Source organism: Providencia sp. wls1914, from assembly GCF_009706645.1.
Taxonomy (GTDB): Bacteria; Pseudomonadota; Gammaproteobacteria; order Enterobacterales; family Enterobacteriaceae; genus Providencia; species Providencia zhijiangensis.
Map to the genome: position 1 here is coordinate 804883 of NZ_WLUN01000016.1, position 16951 is coordinate 821833.

The following is a 16951-nucleotide window of genomic DNA, read 5'->3' on the forward strand; positions in this document are numbered from 1 at the left end:
AGCTTGAATTAGTTATAGGTGAAATATGAAGATACTACACGCAGCGGTTGCCGGCACACTCGAATCCAGTGATGTCATGGTACGAATCGAGCCTCTTGAAGACACTCTCGAGGTCTCATTGCAGATCACCAGCAGTGTTGAAAAACAATTTGGTGATGCCATCAATGCCATCGTGCTTGAAATGATTGAAAAATACGATATTCAAGGCGCTGAAATTGTGGTGGATGACAAAGGTGCATTGGAGTGCGTTCTACGCGCTCGCCTCGAAGCCTTACTGGCTCGCGCCTGTGATCTCGATGCTCTGCCATGGGAGGATAAATAATGACACCGGAAAGAAAAAGCCGCACTCGCAGAAGTATGCTGTTCGTCCCAGGCTCCAACGCCGCGATGCTCAGTAACTCCTTTATTTATAAAGCTGATGCCCTGATGTTTGACCTCGAAGACTCTGTCACCATTCGAGAAAAAGACACGGCGCGTCGTTTGGTGTATCACACACTGCAACACCCGTTATATCAAGATATTGAAACCATCGTGCGCGTTAACGCCCTCGATTCTGCTTATGGGGTTGCTGACCTTGAAGCCGTCGTTCGCGGTGGTGCCGACATTGTGCGCTTACCGAAAACCGATACCGCACAAGATATTATTGATATTGAAAACGAAATTCTACGCATTGAAAAAAGCTGTGGGCGCGAAGAAGGTAGCACCGGGTTACTTGCGGCTATCGAATCCCCGATGGGGATCACCCAAGTCGTAAATATTGCTCACGCATCTCCAAGATTAATAGGCATCGCATTAGGTGCCGAGGACTATGTCCGCAATTTGCGCACCGAGCGGTCTCCAGAAGGCATTGAACTCCTCTATGCTCGGTGCGCCATTTTACAAGCTGCGCGTTCTGCCGGTATTCAAGCCTTTGATACCGTCTACTCTGACGCCAACAATGAAGAAGGCTTCCTCAAAGAAGCCGCACTCATTAAGCAGCTTGGTTTTGATGGCAAATCATTAATTAACCCACGACAAATTGAGTTACTGCATAACTTGTATGCCCCAACCCAAAAAGAAGTCGACCATGCCCAGCGTGTGGTAGATGCCGCTGATGCCGCAGAGCGAGAAGGCAAAGGCGTCGTTTCCCTCAACGGTAAAATGGTAGACAGCCCTGTAATTGAAAGAGCCCGCTTAGTGTTATCACGCGCGGCATTATCAGGCATTCGGGAAGAGTGAGGCAGAATATTATGACAACCAATACATTGCGTCAGGCTCGCGTATCAGCCTACTTAGCACCTAAAGACGATGCATTACTGCGTGAATTCAAAGATATCGGTAAAGTTCAGCAGCAAGTACAAAAACCACGCAACCGCAAACTGTGTGATGACCTGCAAGTGGCTATCCGCCGTTCAGGATTAAAAGATGGCATGACCATCTCTTTCCACCACGCTTTCCGTGGCGGTGACTTAACCATCAATATGGTGATGCAAGTGATTGCCGAAATGGGCTTTCGCAACCTCACCTTGGCATCCAGTTCACTCAGCGCTTGCCACTCGCCACTGGTTGAACATATTCGCCATGGCGTCGTCACTAAGATTTACACCTCTGGCTTACGTGGTCCATTAGCCGAAGCGATTTCTCGCGGCGAATTAGCGGAACCCGTACAAGTTCACTCCCATGGTGGACGTGCCAACCTTGTTCATAGCGGCGAATTAAAAATCGACGTGGCCTTTATCGGCGTTCCGTCTTGCGACGAATACGGCAATGCGAACGGATACACGGGTAACGCGAGCTGCGGTTCACTCGGTTATGCCAAAATCGACGCGGAAAATGCCAAAAAAGTGGTCATGTTGACCGAAGAATTTCTGCCTTACCCACATAACCCATCGAGCATTAAGCAAGATGAAGTGGACTACATTGTCAAAGTCAAACGTGTGGGGGATGCCGACAAAATTGGTGCCGATGCCACTCGCATGACCTCCAACCCGCGTGAGTTATTGATCGCACGTACCGCCGCTGATGTGATTGAAAAATCAGGCTTCTTCAAAGAAGGATTTTCACTGCAAACCGGTACTGGCGGGGCGTCACTGGCAGTCACTCGCTTCCTCGAGGATAAAATGCGCCGTCATCATATTCATGCAGGCTTCGCGTTAGGTGGGATCACCTCCACCATCGTAGACCTTCATGAAAAAGGCTTAATTAAGAAGTTACTCGATGTGCAAAGCTTTGACCGTGCAGCGGCAGAATCGCTCGCACGTAATCCAAATCACATTGAAATCAGTGCCAACCAATATGCTTGCTTTGATTCTAAAGGCGCCTCGGTGGATATGCTCGATGTGGTGGTGCTCAGTGCCTTAGAGATTGATACTCGCTTTAATGTCAACGTGTTAACCGGCTCCGATGGGGTTATTCGTGGCGCATCCGGTGGGCATAGTGACACGGCGGTGGCGGCAAAACTGTCTATCATCGTCGCGCCGTTAGTACGCGGTCGTATCCCAACGTTGGTGGACGATGTACTGACTTGCGTTACACCGGGTTCTAGCGTCGATATTTTGGTGACTGACCATGGTATTGCTGTTAACCCAGCACGCCCTGAGCTGAAGCAACAGCTGGAAAGCCAAGGCATCAAAACCGTTTCTATTCAATGGTTACGTGAACGCGCCCAATTATTAACAGGTACCCCAAATCCTATCGAATTTACCGATAAAGTGGTGGCGGTGGTGCGTTATCGTGACGGTTCTGTAATTGATGTTGTCCATCAAGTGAAGGAGTAGAACATGTTTTACCCACTGCCTGATACCCAAGAGCAATTTGACATTTCCTTACCTGACTTGCTGGCGAGCCGTGATGCCCGTCAGGCTCGTCAGCAAGAGTGGATTGGTCTCCATCAGGTAACCTTGATTTCATTTACTGTCGTTTTTCCGGGACCGGTTAAAGACAATCAACTGGTCAGAGACATTTTTAATCAAGGCTTAAATGCGCTTAAGCAAGTTGCTTCATGCAGGCAGTGGGTACTTTTATCACAACAATCATTCCCTTTAGTTACTGGGCCGGAATGCTTAGTCGCCGTCAATGCCGATGCCCTTGAGGTCAAAAAAGCCTTAATGGAAGCGGAAGAATTATCCCCCGTCGGCCGACTTTGGGACTTTGATGTTTTTGATGCAAATGGCGTTTTATATTCTCGCAGCCAATTCAATTTACCAACTAGACGCTGCTTGATTTGTGACAATGAAGCCAAGGTGTGCGCGCGCCAACGCAGCCATTCCCTTGAAGAGATTTTGCGCCGTATCGAGGAGTTAGCCTATGCTCCAGCAAAAAATTAGCCAAGAACGTACGTTAAATGATGACGTGGTGAATCACTACAGCCAATTGGCTTGGCAAGCGATGCTTGCGGAAGTGAATTTAACCCCTAAACCGGGTTTAGTGGATAAATGCAACACTGGCGCCCATAAAGATATGGCACTGACCGATTTTCATTTAAGTGCCAATGCGATTGCAAAATTCTTTCCGCTGTTTTTGCATGCAGGTTATGAACATTATCAATTACCGATTAACCAGCTACTTCGCCAAATTCGCGGTATCGGTATCGATTGTGAAAAAGCGATGTTTCGCGCTACCCAAGGCGTAAACACTCACAAAGGCTCAATTTTTTCATTAGGTTTAGTGCTCACTGCGGTGGGGCGTTTATTCGGGTTACAGCAACGAGTTACGCCCAGCGCAATTAGCCAAGTCGTTTCTGGCATGTGCCAAGGATTAACCGCTGAGCTGCAACAGCCCGCAGAACACCCAACAGCAGGACAACGTTTATTCCAAGAGTATGGATTCACCGGCGCCAGAGGGGAAGCAGAACAAGGTTATCAATTGGCGATTGCCCATGCACTGCCCCACTACTTGAAGCAGCTGGCAGAGGGTAAACAAGCCGATATCGCCTTACTCGATACGCTAATTTTGCTGATGAGCCTCAATGACGATACCAACATCGCCAATCGCGGTGGCATGGCAGGGCTTCAGTGGGTAAAACAGCAAGCAACCAGCTTGTTGCAACAAGGAATTCAAGACGAACAGGATTTAAGCAAAGTCCAACAATTTGACTTGCAGTGTATTGAAAAGAATTTAAGCCCCGGAGGCAGCGCAGATTTATTAATTCTAACGTGGTTTTTTGCGCGATTACCTGCGAATGCTTATTTAGCTTCATAAATAAAAGCAATTTAAATATTCATTAACAAAGGAACAAACATCACAAAATTGATTAATTAAAACCAGAGAAAATAATTTTTAAATAAAAACTGATTTTGCTTTTCAATCATTAATAACATTTCTGTTAATAAGCGTTAACCAATAGTTTTATTAAAAAAATAACACTATTCAAGATACCGCTATATCCAGAAATAGGTTTCCACACATTTTAGATATTCGTTTTATGTGATTTAAGAAATTTAAAGTTTATATTCTTGAAGGATTAGCCTATGCAAAAAGATAAAATATGGAAGCTATTAGTTTTAATAGCCATTCCAATAATCATAGCCTTAATACCGACGCCTGCAGGGCTACCGAGTATTGCATGGCTGTTATTTGGTTTGTACCTTGCCGCCATTGTGGGACTGGTATTAAAACCTTATTCCGAGCCTGTGATCTTGTTAGCCACGATTGCTGCCAGTGCGGTGATCATCGGTGTAACAGGTACTAAAGACGTCAAAGTTGGCGAAGTTCTAAGTGGTTACTCATCCGGTACAACGTGGTTAGTTTTCGCCGCGTTCACCTTGAGTGCCGCGTTCGTCATAACCGGTTTGGGTAAGCGCCTCTCCTATATTCTTATTGGAAAATTAGGTGGCACCACTCTTGGGCTGGGTTATGTTACCGCTATCCTTGACTTGATTATCGCCCCTGCAACGCCGTCTAATACCGCGCGTGCTGGTGGGATTGTCTTCCCTATCATCAACAGTGTGGCGGTTGCATTAGGATCTGATCCTGAAAAAAGCCCCCGTAAAGCGGGTCACTATTTGCTGGTAAACGTGTATATGGTGACCAAAACCACCAGCTATATGTTCTTAACGGCAATGGCACCAAACGCGCTAGCATTAGCGATGATGACCGACATTATGGGTATCCATTTAAGTTGGGGTGGTTGGGCATTAGCCGCTGCCGTGCCGGGCTTAATCATGTTGATCCTGACTCCGCTAATTATCTACAAACTGTATCCACCTGAATTGAAAAAGGTGAATAACAAAGAGATCGCTGCAAAAGGGTTAGCGGATTTAGGCCCGATGACCGTGCGTGAAAAACTGCTCAGCATTATCTTTGTACTGGCGTTATCCGGCTGGATATTTGCAGATAAAATCGGTGTCAGTGCTTCAAGTGTCGCCATTGCAGTCATGGCATTAACACTGATCCTCGGTGTCGTCACTTGGGATGATGTGCTGAAGAACAAAGGTGGCTGGAACACTCTGATTTGGTACGGTGGTATTATCGGTATGTCCGGTGTGCTCACCAAAGCAGGCTTCTTCAAATGGTTAGCGGATGTGATGAGCGAACACCTCTCCTTCGGTGACCAAGCGATGTTAGCGTTCTTTGTCATCATGTTTATCAGTGTCGCTATTCGCTACCTGTTCGCTTCTGGTGGTGCCTATGTGGCGGCGATGGTTCCTGTTTTCGCCACCGTTGGTATGGTCGCAGGTGCACCGCCGATGCTGTTAGCGCTGGGCCTACTGTTCTCTAACGCTTACGGCGGCAGCTTAACCCATTACGGAGGCGCGGCAGCCCCAATCGTCTTCGGTGCAGGCTATAACGATATTCGTTCTTGGTGGATCATTGGTGGGATTATCGCGTTCCTCAGCTTATTAGTTCACATGACTATTGGTTTAGGTTGGTGGGAAATTCTTATCAATATGGGTTTAATCTAATCGCCCTTACCCCATAAAAAGATGGAGTGCAATATAACGCACTCCATTTTTCTTACGGTAAGGCGTTCAAAAAGGACGCGTGATGAAACAAATTCCTTGTACATTAATGCGCGGAGGCACATCAAAAGGTGTCTTTCTCCTCGCGAATGATCTCCCGACCGACATTCAACAACGTGATGAACTGATCTTAGCGATTATGGGCTCCGGTCATCCTTTACAAATCGATGGTATTGGTGGCGGTAGCCCGCAAACCAGTAAAGTGGCCATTATTAGCCCATCGACACACCCAGAAGCGGATGTTGATTACCTTTTTGCACAAGTCGCTATTACTGAGCGCATCGTCGATACAGCCCCTAACTGTGGCAATATTCTGTGTGCGGTCGGGTCATTCTCGTTAGAAAAAGGGTTAGTACCTATCACCGGAGATATGACCACCGTCAGGGTGCGTAACGTCAATACCAATACCTTTATCAACGCCACCATTCAAACCCCTAATGGGCAAGTGGAATATAACGGTAATGCAACGATTGCGGGTGTTCCCGGTCATGCCGCGCCTGTTGGTTTAACTTTTCTTAATGCCAGTGGAACCAAAACAGGGAAATTGTTCCCTACCGGAAATGTGGTCGATATCATTGATGGTGTTGAAGTTTCTTGCCTCGATATGGCGACGCCTGTGGTGCTTATCGATGCCCCCCAACTGAATAAAACGGGGTATGAAACGGCGGAGCAACTTGAAGGCGATAGCGAGTTTATGCAAAAACTGGAGCACATTCGTCTACAAGCTGGTGCCATGATGGGGTTAGGGGATGTGAGCAAAAAAGTGATCCCCAAACCGATTTTGGTCTCCCCCTCCATTCACGGCGGCACCATTAATGTGCGCTACTTTATGCCCCATAAATGCCATGGTGCATTAGCGGTAACGGGCGCAATTGCCATTGCCACCGGCTGCGTGGTTTCAGGTACCGTTATAGAACGTTATCTGCAAGGAGATGTGGATATGCGGAAGATTGCCATTGAACATCTCAGTGGTAAATTTGAGGTAGCACTAAGTAACCCGACGGATAAACCGGAAGGGATTCAAGCTTCGATTATTCGTACTGCTAGAAAATTATTTGAAGGAAAGGTTTTTGTGCCTTGATGGCGAACTGATTGCCCTGCCTCTTTGACAGAGGCAGGATGATAAAACTTACTTCACCTGCTCACTCAAAAATTCACCATTAATAAAATAGGAAACTTGATGAGCTTCATCAGGGGTTGGAATTTCCAGTTTCCCCGCCATTCTTTCCATCACATTTTCCGGTACCGCATATTTGCGCTGGCGATTTTGCTGCTGCCACTGCTTATATGGCACTTCCAGATAAATCAAATGCACCTTGGCTTGGTAGCGGGCAAATAGGCTGATCATGCTTTCACGCAGTGAGGCACTTAGCGATGTCGCATTCCAGATGAAATCTTGTTTACTACGCAAATAGACTTTCGCCTGCTCTTTCGCTTGCTGCGCGACCCAACCTTGGGCATTTTTATCCGCTGGGCTGATTTTATGCATTCGGCGAATTTCATCCAAACATACCATCGGCGTTTGCGGATAATGCCGTTGAATAAAATGGTCTTTCCCCATTCCCGGCAAGCCACACAGCATAATCACTTCGCTACCGTCTTCATCAAACGGTTGATAATCCGGTGTGCCGCGTTGAGTGTGGAAATAGTGAAAACGCCCCGCCAATGAGGCGAAAGCTTTCGGCTGATCCCAGCAATCATGTTCGCGGCAAAACAGTTCAAATAACTCGATGCGCGCTAATAAGTCCGCTTTGTCTTCGCATTCACGCCCGATAGCATCTGCTTTCGCTAACATACACAACAAGGACATTTCGACCCGTAATGAGGCGGCGTATAAGGCTCTCTCTGGGTCAGGCTTATCCATCAACCATAACGGTAAGCCGTGAAAGCGCACTAATGCGGCAATTTGTTCGCGGATAGCAAATGGCGTTTCCACTTCACGAAACAGAATGTTGCGAGCGGATAACTCGCCTTTTTTTGCATGCCCCGGTGAGCGAATACGCCCCTCTTCTTCTCGAGTGGTGCTGCGTTTTTCCACATCATGCAAGAGCGCCGCTGTCCAGACAATCTGCTGCTGCGCTTCGGGCAATTGCTGATATTCCGGTAACGCCTCCAGCGCCGCTAATACCATTTGGGTATGAATGGCCACATCCCCTTCCGCATGGTGCAGCGCATCTTGGGGAACGCCGTGCATATCACGCACAAATTCAAACTGATCAGCAAGTTGCGACCATTCACGCTGTTTTGTCAGTTGCCAACTCATTGGTCACCTCCTTGCATCTCAAACGCTAATTTCGCACGCTGCCAATTTCGCTTCCAGTGGATATCGGTTTTGACATGGTTTTTGCGCACATATTTAAAAACGTGCTGCATAAAATCATCCACGGCAAAACCTTGGCGATTGCGCGTTACAATGCCTTCCATGCTGCACGGTTTTCCGGTGTGGGTATCTCGTGCAATAAATTGGCTATCTTCCCCTGCCGCGGCGATTAATCCGCTGCTGTATTGCTGGGCTGTGAGGGTTTTGTCAATAGCCAAATGAAGCTCTGGTACGGTCGGAAAATCAAACAGTGAGGCGTAAAACTTCACTTCATCCCAACTGAGCCAATAATTCCCTTGACGTACGGCGAACACGTAAAAATAATCTTCGATATGTTGATATTCGATGGAGTGTACGGCATACAGATTTTCGCCAAACAATTCGATATCACCCAGATCGTCTTTAATTAATTGCCAACGTTGACGGATTTGCTGCGACCATGCCGACTGAGTCGGAGCGCCATGGGAACGAGCAAATACACCGTGACGATTCAGGCAATTATTTTCACCATCGAGTTTTTCAGTATGAACTAGTTGTTCAATATTTTGGATGTGCGCCCACCAATCGCTATTAATACGATCGTCGCTGGTGGTGCCAGGTGAGAACGGATAGTGATACGTTCTACCATACTTCCTTGATTGCATATTCATTATGCTTTCTCTACAGAAATAACAAAACACAACAAATCTTGTGCAAGATTTGCCTCTGCGATAATTGAGAAATCAAGTGTCGGTATTACATATCTAGTCCGCGAGACGGCCTCATTTTGGGTGTTTTATCAGAAAAACAGCAAGAAATAACTTAGTTGAGGGGATTCTACACTAATCAGAGTAGAATCCAACTGGTTTGGAGGCTGACGATAACGTATTGGATATTAAACCTTGTGCTGACAGCCATCTACATAACGAGGCTAAATGTCCGCCAGCTTAGCTTAACTCTGATACATTCGAGGAAAATACTCACTGATTCTATCGTTATCCAGCAGTCTATCTTTTGTGAAATCAATCGTATTTGAAACAGCAATATATTGTCTCAATGGAAGGGGAATATCCTCTATTGTTGCAAAAACTGTTGGGACAATAAAACGATAATAGTCTCCCATTTTTGTTTCACCATCATAACCAATGGGGTAATCTTCTCCTTTGCTATATCCCTCCAATCCTTCAAAAAGAAACATACCCATTTTGCACCCAATAAGAGCAGTGCTATATTTGAAATTCCGGTCTAGCTGTTTATCAAATTCTTCAACTATTTTTCGCTTATTTTCATAGTCTTTATAAACCCAGCTTGAATATAAATCAATGGAATAACCGCCTTGTTTATCAATATTATTTGCATGCTTATTTGAATCACCATCTATATATTCACATAAATCAGATAGTTTTTCTTTTATATTTGGTTTTTTTAATAAACTAGTAGGTAGCCATCCATATCCATTATTATACATTAAACCTAGACGACCATTTTTATCCATAGCAACCCAAGTATGATTTCTTGCTGAACCTGGTTTCCAATTTAAATCTAAATCCATGCTAATTCCCCTCTAGTTCTTTTTGAATACTTCTACGCAATTAGGACAAGTTGCTATAAATGCTTCTGATGATAATTCAGAAATATCATTACCATAAACATTTCTAGGCCTGTATGCTTGCGATATTTTAATATCTAATGGATTAACACCGTCACGAATTAATTGATCGGCAGCTAAAACTTCCCCGCACCCACCAACAAAATTATCACATAGCTTTGTTTTTGAACCAATTTCAATATCTTTGCCTAATTTTAACTTCAAAAAATCTACGGTTCTTTTATCTAACATCTCTAGTTTAATTTCTTCACCGACGCTTTTTCCTACGACGATTTTACCTGTTTTCTCATCATAAGCAGCAACCATAGTAGCGATATTTTGTGCTTTATTTTTTGACGAAAATTTATTAATTTCCTCAATAACTTTTTTATTAGCCTCAACGCGTAGTTTCTCAGCTTCTAGGAAAGACTTTAGTTTACTCGCATCTTGTTTTCCAGCTATTAGCATATGCTTTGAGCTGTTCATTGTGGTATTTGCGAGTGCTTTGGCAGCCTCCTCTGAGCTAGCTAGTAATTTATAGCCAGCCCCTAAAGCGGCTCCCCCTGAAATAGCGGCCTCTGGCGCTATAATTTCAGCAGAGCTAATAGCAAGCTTGTTCATACAAAGAGTCAAACCTGCCTTGCATCCTTGCAGAGCTAATCTTGCTGTCGCTAATATTTCTGGAGTAGCCGCTAAAATAACTTCGCCACCAATTACTGCTGCATACCCTCCGGCAGCGACAAAACCAACAACGATCGCTGCCTCTTGCCTCGCTCTAACTCTTTGTGCAGCAGCTTTATCGCCTTTATCTGCAGCTATGACATCCTGCGCATTCTCAAATGCAATGTCCATTAACTGATGGTCTGTGTAATTATAGGTATAAACCAGTTCAGCTGAATTAGCCGCAGAAAAAGCACCTTCTGGTTTATGAGTAATTAATGCCCCTGCAAAACCACCTAATACCTTAGTAAATTGAGTCTTCGTGTTATTACCATTAATCGCCTCTTGTATTAATGCGAGTTGCCTTTCTTGCTCATTAATATACGTTGGCTCAAACAATTTGCTATTTAATGTTATTGCAGCCAATTCTGCCGCTAATGCACCTACAATTGCACCTTTGGCATTTCCACCTGCAATCTCAGCACTAATACCCGACACAACAGAATGACCTAAAAGCTTTCCTGTATGCCCTAAGATCTCACCATTATCCCCAATCAGCTTTGCACCTTCTGCATTGATTTGGTTTCCGATATTACTGAGTAAAGCATTCTTGAAGTTATCAGTGAAACTACCACCTTGAATAGTGGTATTTACCGTTGAGCTAATAACTGACTGTGCTGCGACACGCTGAGCAACCTTATTCCAGTCTCCGTTAGCCAGTAACGGTAATTTGGCATCTGCCGGATTACCTTTATTCCATTCCATTTTGACATCAAGGCCATTAAGTGCCCCTGAAATTACCATTTGAGCAATAATGGATTTGACGGTATCACTTTTCCCCAACGCATTGAGCGTTTTGGATAAATTACCTTGATTTTCAGCCAGTGCGACCGCCGCTTGAGCAGAGAGTGCAGTCATACCTGAGTAGGCGGCGCCAGAGATGACTGCCGCGGTCGTTCCACTTGTTCCAGAAGCTGCCCACGCAGCAAATTGTGTTGCTGTACCTGATGTCATGGCAGCAACGGTGATCATAATTAATGCCGAAGCAACGGGATTTAGACTTTGGCTTTTATAATCCCAGCTGTCATACGCATCCTTAACTAATCCCCATTGCACATCTTTTCGATCTTTTAAGCCTGCTAGCCACTTAGTGCCTTCAGTCTGCCCGAGTGCATTTAAGGCATTTTGTAAACTTTGGTTATTTTGGGTTTTAATATCTGCAGTAATGCCTTTCGCTGCATCCACTGTCAGTTTGCCTCCAATATGAAGGGCCGGTAGCACCCATGCGTCTTCTTTATAGCCTTTATTCCGCTGCGTGATATAAAACCCTTTCGAGTTAGAAATCACTTGTTCAAACGTAGAATCTTTGACTGCTTTAAAATTAACTTTACCTTTCTCGCTGGTAATTTTTGCATTTTTACCTGCGTTAATTTTGGTTGCTTCTAGTGTGACATCATCCTTGGCATATAGGCTAATATCACCATCTGCGGTAAATTCAGTGACTTTATTTTTCGTTTCGCTTCGAGTTTTTTTGACCTCATTTTTGGTAATGCAAAGTGTCCATTTATTGCACTTTTTGCTGGTTTCTTCGTAGTGGCTGGTTTCTTCCATGGCTTGCGCGTAGAGATACCCACCTTTAGCAGCAATATCTATTGCTCCTTTGGCTCCTAGACGAGAGGCTTGGAAAAGAATGCTACCTTCCGATAATATCGTCAGTGTTTTACCACTATTAATCTCCGTACCAATTTGACGATAAATATCTTCTAGTTTTTTACCGGACTGTTTTCTGTAATGCGTTTTGGCGGACTCTAACCGAACATTACCGCCACTGGAAATTGTAATATCGCCGAGAGATTTGATTGTACTGCCTTGCGCCGTTAATCCCCCATTTGAAGCCAGTGTGACACGATTGTCACCGGAAAGTACTGAAGTCACATATCGTACATCTTGGTTATCTTCATTGGGGTTGGGAATACCTGAATAAGCGGTAGCCGTTAATTTAATATCACGACCTGAGAGTACGGTAATTTTATCTTTCGATTGAAGATTTGCCGATTGCAGGTCGATATCACGGGCGGCGTTTAGCGTGATATTCCCATTCGCTAATAGCTGAGAGCGCAATTCTGGATAGCGATTAGTTTTAAATACATTGTCGACATCTTTAATGGCTTTCGAGCCTAACAGAATATCTTGGCCTGCATTGAAAGCCAGTGATTTTCCACTATTGAAGGCAATACCACGCGCTTCAATATTTTTACCTGCAGTGAGGTTTATCTCCCCCGAACTAGCCCAGCTTCCTGTTTTTGTGAGTAGCAAATTGATATTTGCGACAGGCTCTGAAGCTGCGAGTTTCATTAATTGGGATTCATCACGACGAATAAGGATATTTTCATTGGCACTGAGGGTGAATTTATTTGTTTTTGCTAATTGTGCATTATCAAAAGAGACGCTTTTACCAGCTTGGATATGTAACGAATCGGATGTATTAATCGATGATGGCGATAATGTATTATCCTTAAAGATAGCAATGGGATTTAAGCCATATTGAAAATTACCATTCTTAGCAATTAATGTGCTGTCTTTCGCGCTTAAATTAACTTGTTTGAGAATAAGGTCATTGTTTGCAATCAGGCTTTGGGACTGCCCTGATGTCAATTGAGCATTATTAACATTGAGATTTTGCCCCACTATAATTGAAAGATCATTTTCAGATTTTAAATTGGTAGAGATATTTATGTCATTTGAGTTTAAAATAATATTTTTTGCCACAAGAGCAAATGAAGGATCTCCCTTTTGAATTATTTTAGATATTTTCCCTCCTGTATCAGGAAGTTTCCCTTCAAGATTAATTACATTTTTAAAATCAAGAACAATATTATTTCCAGCCGTTATAGACTGAAAAGCCAAAGTGCTTGGCGTCCAAGAATAAAACTTTTCAATTAGTTTAAAATCTAATGGTTCACTAACATAAAAAATATCATAAGTTCCTTTATCCTCACTTTCATCTGCAAACTTCCCTAAATCCTTATAAGAAGTATCGTACTTATACCAAAGATTTAATTCCCCTGGGTTGAATGAAGAAATAGCCGCATTTTGCCCTGTAAATATTGCATTGTTTTTTGCGGAAATCTTTCCAAAATCATTCACTAGCTCATTTGCATTTATATAGATATCCTTCCCTGATGTTATAGCACCAATATCCCCTTGGTTTAGATATTGTTTTCGCTCAACATTAATGCTGTCACTGTTGATTAAATCGACTTTCCCAAACCATTTTTTATAAGGGAAGCTATCTAATCGAGCATAGAGTGAAATAATCGACACCACACCTTGTCTTTTTCCAAAGTGAGACGAGACAAAATCTTCACTATCGTTAGTTGTTGCATTGATATTGGAAATTTTCACTGGAGATGTATTTGCTGTATTTGCCAGTTTCTTTGTCCTAACAACTAAATCCCCCCCATTGGTCTTTATCGTCCCTGATTTATTCTCAATCAGTGTACTCAAATCCCCTTTGGCATTTTTTTGTATCCACAGATTGTCTTCAGCCTGAATAAGTGCACCATTACCCGCATTACTGACCGATTCGGCGAAGACACGCATATCCTTGCCTGCGGTAACTTGCCCATTATTGGTGAGGGTGTTAGTCGCCAATGTGATGTCTTTTGCAGCATTTACATTAGCATTGGCGTCAATTTGCAGATTTTTAGTGCTGATATTAATATCTTTTTTCCCTTGAATATTGCCTACAAGGGTAATTTTGCCATCGACGGTCAATGTGAGGTCGTTTTGATTGGCTTGTACATTGCTGAGGTTAATTCCCACCCCTGCCTCGGTACTGACCAATTTAACTTGGTTGGCATACATTCCACCTAACGCTTTAGTATCGACTGAGATGCTTGGTTTTGCCCCTTCACCCGCAATTGGTGTCACCGTGCCTTTTTGAAAGTCAACGCGATTGGAGCCTTGCATCAGAGTCAGGTTCTTAGCTTTGATTTGTCCGTTCAGTTCGGTGGCTCGGCTGATAATATCGGCATAGGTTTGCGCTTCAGCATTTAGACCATTTGCTCCGATAACCACGCTACCTTTTTTCACTTCAACTGCTGACAAGGCACCCTTGCTATCAAAAATGGGTTTCCCTGTGGTCAAGGTAATCGCAGGGGTATTCACGAAGCTACAACCATTGCAGGTAATCCCATTTGGGTTGGCAATTAAGACACTCGCACTTTTCCCTGCCACTTCTAACTTACCTTGTAATTCGGAGCGGCTACTGCCAGTGACTTCGTTGATAATCAGATTGGCTGATTTTCCATTTAAATTAGCATTGGCTTTAACTTGCCCTGCAATTTGAGAATTCACATTGGCAGTAGCATTATTCAGTACCGCTCCTTGCTTATCCACATTGAAGTCTTGGAATTTATTGTGCGATATCCCCGCCCCATTCGGAGTGGCAATATTAATAATCGGAACGTTATTTTGCTGACTAATTTGGGTATTTTTATCCGCAGTTGTCATGGCCGCTCCCCATGCGGGGTGCAAAGGATAAACGGCGGTTAAGAAAACAATGGTGTAACTCAATATCCGCTTAGGGCGTGAAGGCAGTTGTTCATTTAACATAGAAGATCCTTGAAAAACATAGCACTACAAAGATAACGAAACCGACCAATAGGTCGACCAATTGTCTGGTTTAAGCTGTGATGGATAATGCAAAGGTTTGCTGAATAGAAGTTGAGAATAAAATCGGTTATTACTGATCAGTGAGATACCAACGGCACCACCCGCTAGGGTGCCATTCTCAACATGGTATTTATCTGAAGCAATAAAGCCGTAATCTAAGGCTCCAACGACACGCAACTGCCCTAAAGAGGTATCAATGATGTCTTTACTCATTTCATTGCGCCAATATCCTCCACGATTACCACTTAGCGACTGTTCATGATAACCACGCACAGAGTACTGCCCGCCTATACTTACTCGCTCAACACCGTATAAATTATCGGGAGAATACTGCCCATAAAATGAAGTTAAATAGGTTAGTCCATTGGAAAAATAATATTGATAGCTACTGCTTAAGCTGAACTTTCGGTAATGGCTACGCGGTGAATCTTTTGTAAGAAAGTCTTGTGATGCACCGAAAGCCGATATCCCCCATTCAGCTGCAGGGTTAAGTGTGAAATAACCTTGTCCGAGCATAGTTGTATACTGTGGACTGAACATAATTGATGTTAATGTGGGGCTACTTATTACGAGTGTTTGTTCTGCTAACTGTGTCTTTGCATTTTTATGCCTCAAACTACCTTGTAATGTAAGACGCTGTTTTCCATCGCGATAAATTAAGCGACTGATATCAAGCTGTTGATTGGTGTTTTTGCCTTCATAACTGTATTGCTGGCCCGATGCCTGAAATGGCTGTAGCGTATTATTCCGGTAAAATTGGTAACGGTAAGACCAGTAACCATAAGGGACATTGATTGCAGCAACAGTGTAACGGCTGTGATGAGAACGGCTGAAGTCAGTATCGGTACTGGCATTGAATGACCATTGCTCACCCAATCCCAAAAGGGAATCTGCCGTTAAATTTCCCGTCAGCAATTGTTTTCCTGTCGATTTATTCCCTGAATTATCAAGACTCAACTGACTATTTAACGGTAGAGTACTAGCCTGTTTCTGAATAACCACGCGAGAATAACCTGATTTAGTACCCGGCTGAATATCAATCGTATAACGCGCTGAAGTCGAGCGATTAAGCTGCTCAAGCCCCTGTTCAATATCCCGCAAATTCAAGATACTGCCAGTTAGGTTCGGAAATGTCATGGCGACGAGTCGGGACGGAGAATCTTCGATAGTGATAGATTCAATTCGTCCTTCAATCACCTGTATCCGTAATATATAATTTGATAAATCTTGCTCCGAAATAAATGCTTGAGAAGTAATATAGCCTTGCTTTATGTAGTAGTTAGTAATTTCCTTCGTGATATTTTTAATTGCAACTATTGATAAACATTGTTCCTTATAATGGTTCGTTATCTCCAATATTTCTTTTGGGAAAATAACTGAATCATTAATTAATTCAATTTCCTTTATATCAATACATTTAGCATTTAAATCATCACTAAGTTTATTATCATGAAACTGCAGTTCATTTCCATTTAAAATAGAATCTCGCTGTATTCCTTCAAATTCAAGCCGCTGCCTCTGCTCAAATTGATTGCTATCCGTATTTATTGGTAGAGGTAATATCGCACTCCCTTCCTCATTATTAATAAAAAAAAGAAAGGTTAGTAAAATAATTTTACGAATATTGGTCATATTTAAATCGACATAGATAATTAAGATAAGACAAACTAAATCAGCAAAGAAAATCCATCAATAGAAATATAAATAACTGTAGATTTTATAACTAAAATCACTACTCAAAAAAGAAAAAGCAGCAGATAAAACCAATCTTGGAATTTAATACTGGAA

The 16951-nt window shown here is 43.4% G+C and carries 9 protein-coding genes and 3 pseudogenes; 7 read left to right on the top strand and 5 right to left on the bottom strand.

The window, feature by feature from the left end:
- Positions 1-25: 25 nt before the first annotated feature.
- The 7 genes and pseudogenes from citD (at position 26) to GKR74_RS14640 (ending at position 7065) form a co-directional block, all read left to right on the top strand.
- A complete protein-coding gene (gene citD, locus GKR74_RS18250) occupies positions 26-322 on the top strand; it encodes a citrate lyase acyl carrier protein (RefSeq protein ID WP_036951301.1) in 297 nt (98 codons plus the stop codon).
- Positions 322-1215 (top strand): annotated as a pseudogene (gene citE, locus GKR74_RS14615) (citrate (pro-3S)-lyase subunit beta); the annotation flags it as partial. The gene citD and the pseudogene citE, both read left to right, overlap by 1 nt.
- Positions 1216-1229: 14 nt before the next feature.
- Positions 1230-2756 (top strand): citrate lyase subunit alpha, encoded by a 1527-nt coding sequence (gene citF / locus GKR74_RS14620; RefSeq protein WP_154604125.1) that lies wholly within the window; start codon positions 1230-1232, stop codon positions 2754-2756.
- 3 nt (positions 2757-2759) lie between these two features.
- Positions 2760-3305 (top strand): citrate lyase holo-[acyl-carrier protein] synthase, encoded by a 546-nt coding sequence (gene citX, locus GKR74_RS14625; protein WP_154604126.1) that lies wholly within the window; start codon positions 2760-2762, stop codon positions 3303-3305.
- Positions 3286-4179, top strand: coding sequence for a triphosphoribosyl-dephospho-CoA synthase CitG (gene citG, locus GKR74_RS14630; protein WP_154604127.1), 894 nt, complete (start codon positions 3286-3288; stop codon positions 4177-4179). Before citX ends, citG begins: the two co-directional genes overlap by 20 nt.
- A gap of 269 nt (positions 4180-4448) precedes the next feature.
- The gene (locus tag GKR74_RS14635; RefSeq protein ID WP_036951311.1) at positions 4449-5882 is read left to right on the top strand and encodes an anion permease; all 1434 of its coding nucleotides are present in this window, start codon (positions 4449-4451) and stop codon (positions 5880-5882) included.
- A gap of 82 nt (positions 5883-5964) precedes the next feature.
- Positions 5965-7065 (top strand): annotated as a pseudogene (locus GKR74_RS14640) (4-oxalomesaconate tautomerase).
- Between the two features lie 3 nt (positions 7066-7068).
- Here GKR74_RS14640 and GKR74_RS14645 read toward each other — a convergent pair.
- The 5 genes and pseudogenes from GKR74_RS14645 to GKR74_RS14665 all read right to left on the bottom strand — a co-directional run bounded on the left by GKR74_RS14645 (position 7069) and on the right by GKR74_RS14665 (position 16795).
- The gene (locus GKR74_RS14645) at positions 7069-8202 is read right to left on the bottom strand and encodes an AAA family ATPase (protein WP_154604129.1); all 1134 of its coding nucleotides are present in this window, start codon (positions 8200-8202) and stop codon (positions 7069-7071) included.
- A gap of 17 nt (positions 8203-8219) precedes the next feature.
- Positions 8220-8909: pseudogene (locus tag GKR74_RS14650) on the bottom strand (RNA ligase family protein); the annotation flags it as partial.
- A gap of 281 nt (positions 8910-9190) precedes the next feature.
- Positions 9191-9790 (bottom strand): hypothetical protein, encoded by a 600-nt coding sequence (locus tag GKR74_RS14655; protein ID WP_154604131.1) that lies wholly within the window; start codon positions 9788-9790, stop codon positions 9191-9193.
- A 12-nt stretch (positions 9791-9802) separates the two neighbouring features.
- Complete coding sequence (locus GKR74_RS14660) at positions 9803-15103, bottom strand: DUF637 domain-containing protein (RefSeq protein ID WP_154604132.1); 5301 nt, start codon at positions 15101-15103, stop codon at positions 9803-9805.
- Between the two features lie 24 nt (positions 15104-15127).
- Positions 15128-16795, bottom strand: coding sequence for a ShlB/FhaC/HecB family hemolysin secretion/activation protein (locus GKR74_RS14665; protein WP_154604133.1), 1668 nt, complete (start codon positions 16793-16795; stop codon positions 15128-15130).
- Positions 16796-16951 lie beyond the last annotated feature (156 nt).

Excerpts from the sequence above, each read along its gene's own strand:
- GKR74_RS14635 (WP_036951311.1), top strand. The coding sequence starts at position 4,449 with ATGCAAAAAGATAAAATATGGAAGCTATTAGTTTTAATAGCCATTCCA.
- GKR74_RS14655 (WP_154604131.1), bottom strand. The coding sequence starts at position 9,790 with ATGGATTTAGATTTAAATTGGAAACCAGGTTCAGCAAGAAATCATACT.
- GKR74_RS14645 (WP_154604129.1), bottom strand. The coding sequence starts at position 8,202 with ATGAGTTGGCAACTGACAAAACAGCGTGAATGGTCGCAACTTGCTGAT.
- citD (WP_036951301.1), top strand. The coding sequence starts at position 26 with ATGAAGATACTACACGCAGCGGTTGCCGGCACACTCGAATCCAGTGAT.
- GKR74_RS14665 (WP_154604133.1), bottom strand. The coding sequence starts at position 16,795 with ATGACCAATATTCGTAAAATTATTTTACTAACCTTTCTTTTTTTTATT.
- GKR74_RS14660 (WP_154604132.1), bottom strand. The coding sequence starts at position 15,103 with ATGTTAAATGAACAACTGCCTTCACGCCCTAAGCGGATATTGAGTTAC.
- citF (WP_154604125.1), top strand. The coding sequence starts at position 1,230 with ATGACAACCAATACATTGCGTCAGGCTCGCGTATCAGCCTACTTAGCA.
- citG (WP_154604127.1), top strand. The coding sequence starts at position 3,286 with ATGCTCCAGCAAAAAATTAGCCAAGAACGTACGTTAAATGATGACGTG.
- citX (WP_154604126.1), top strand. The coding sequence starts at position 2,760 with ATGTTTTACCCACTGCCTGATACCCAAGAGCAATTTGACATTTCCTTA.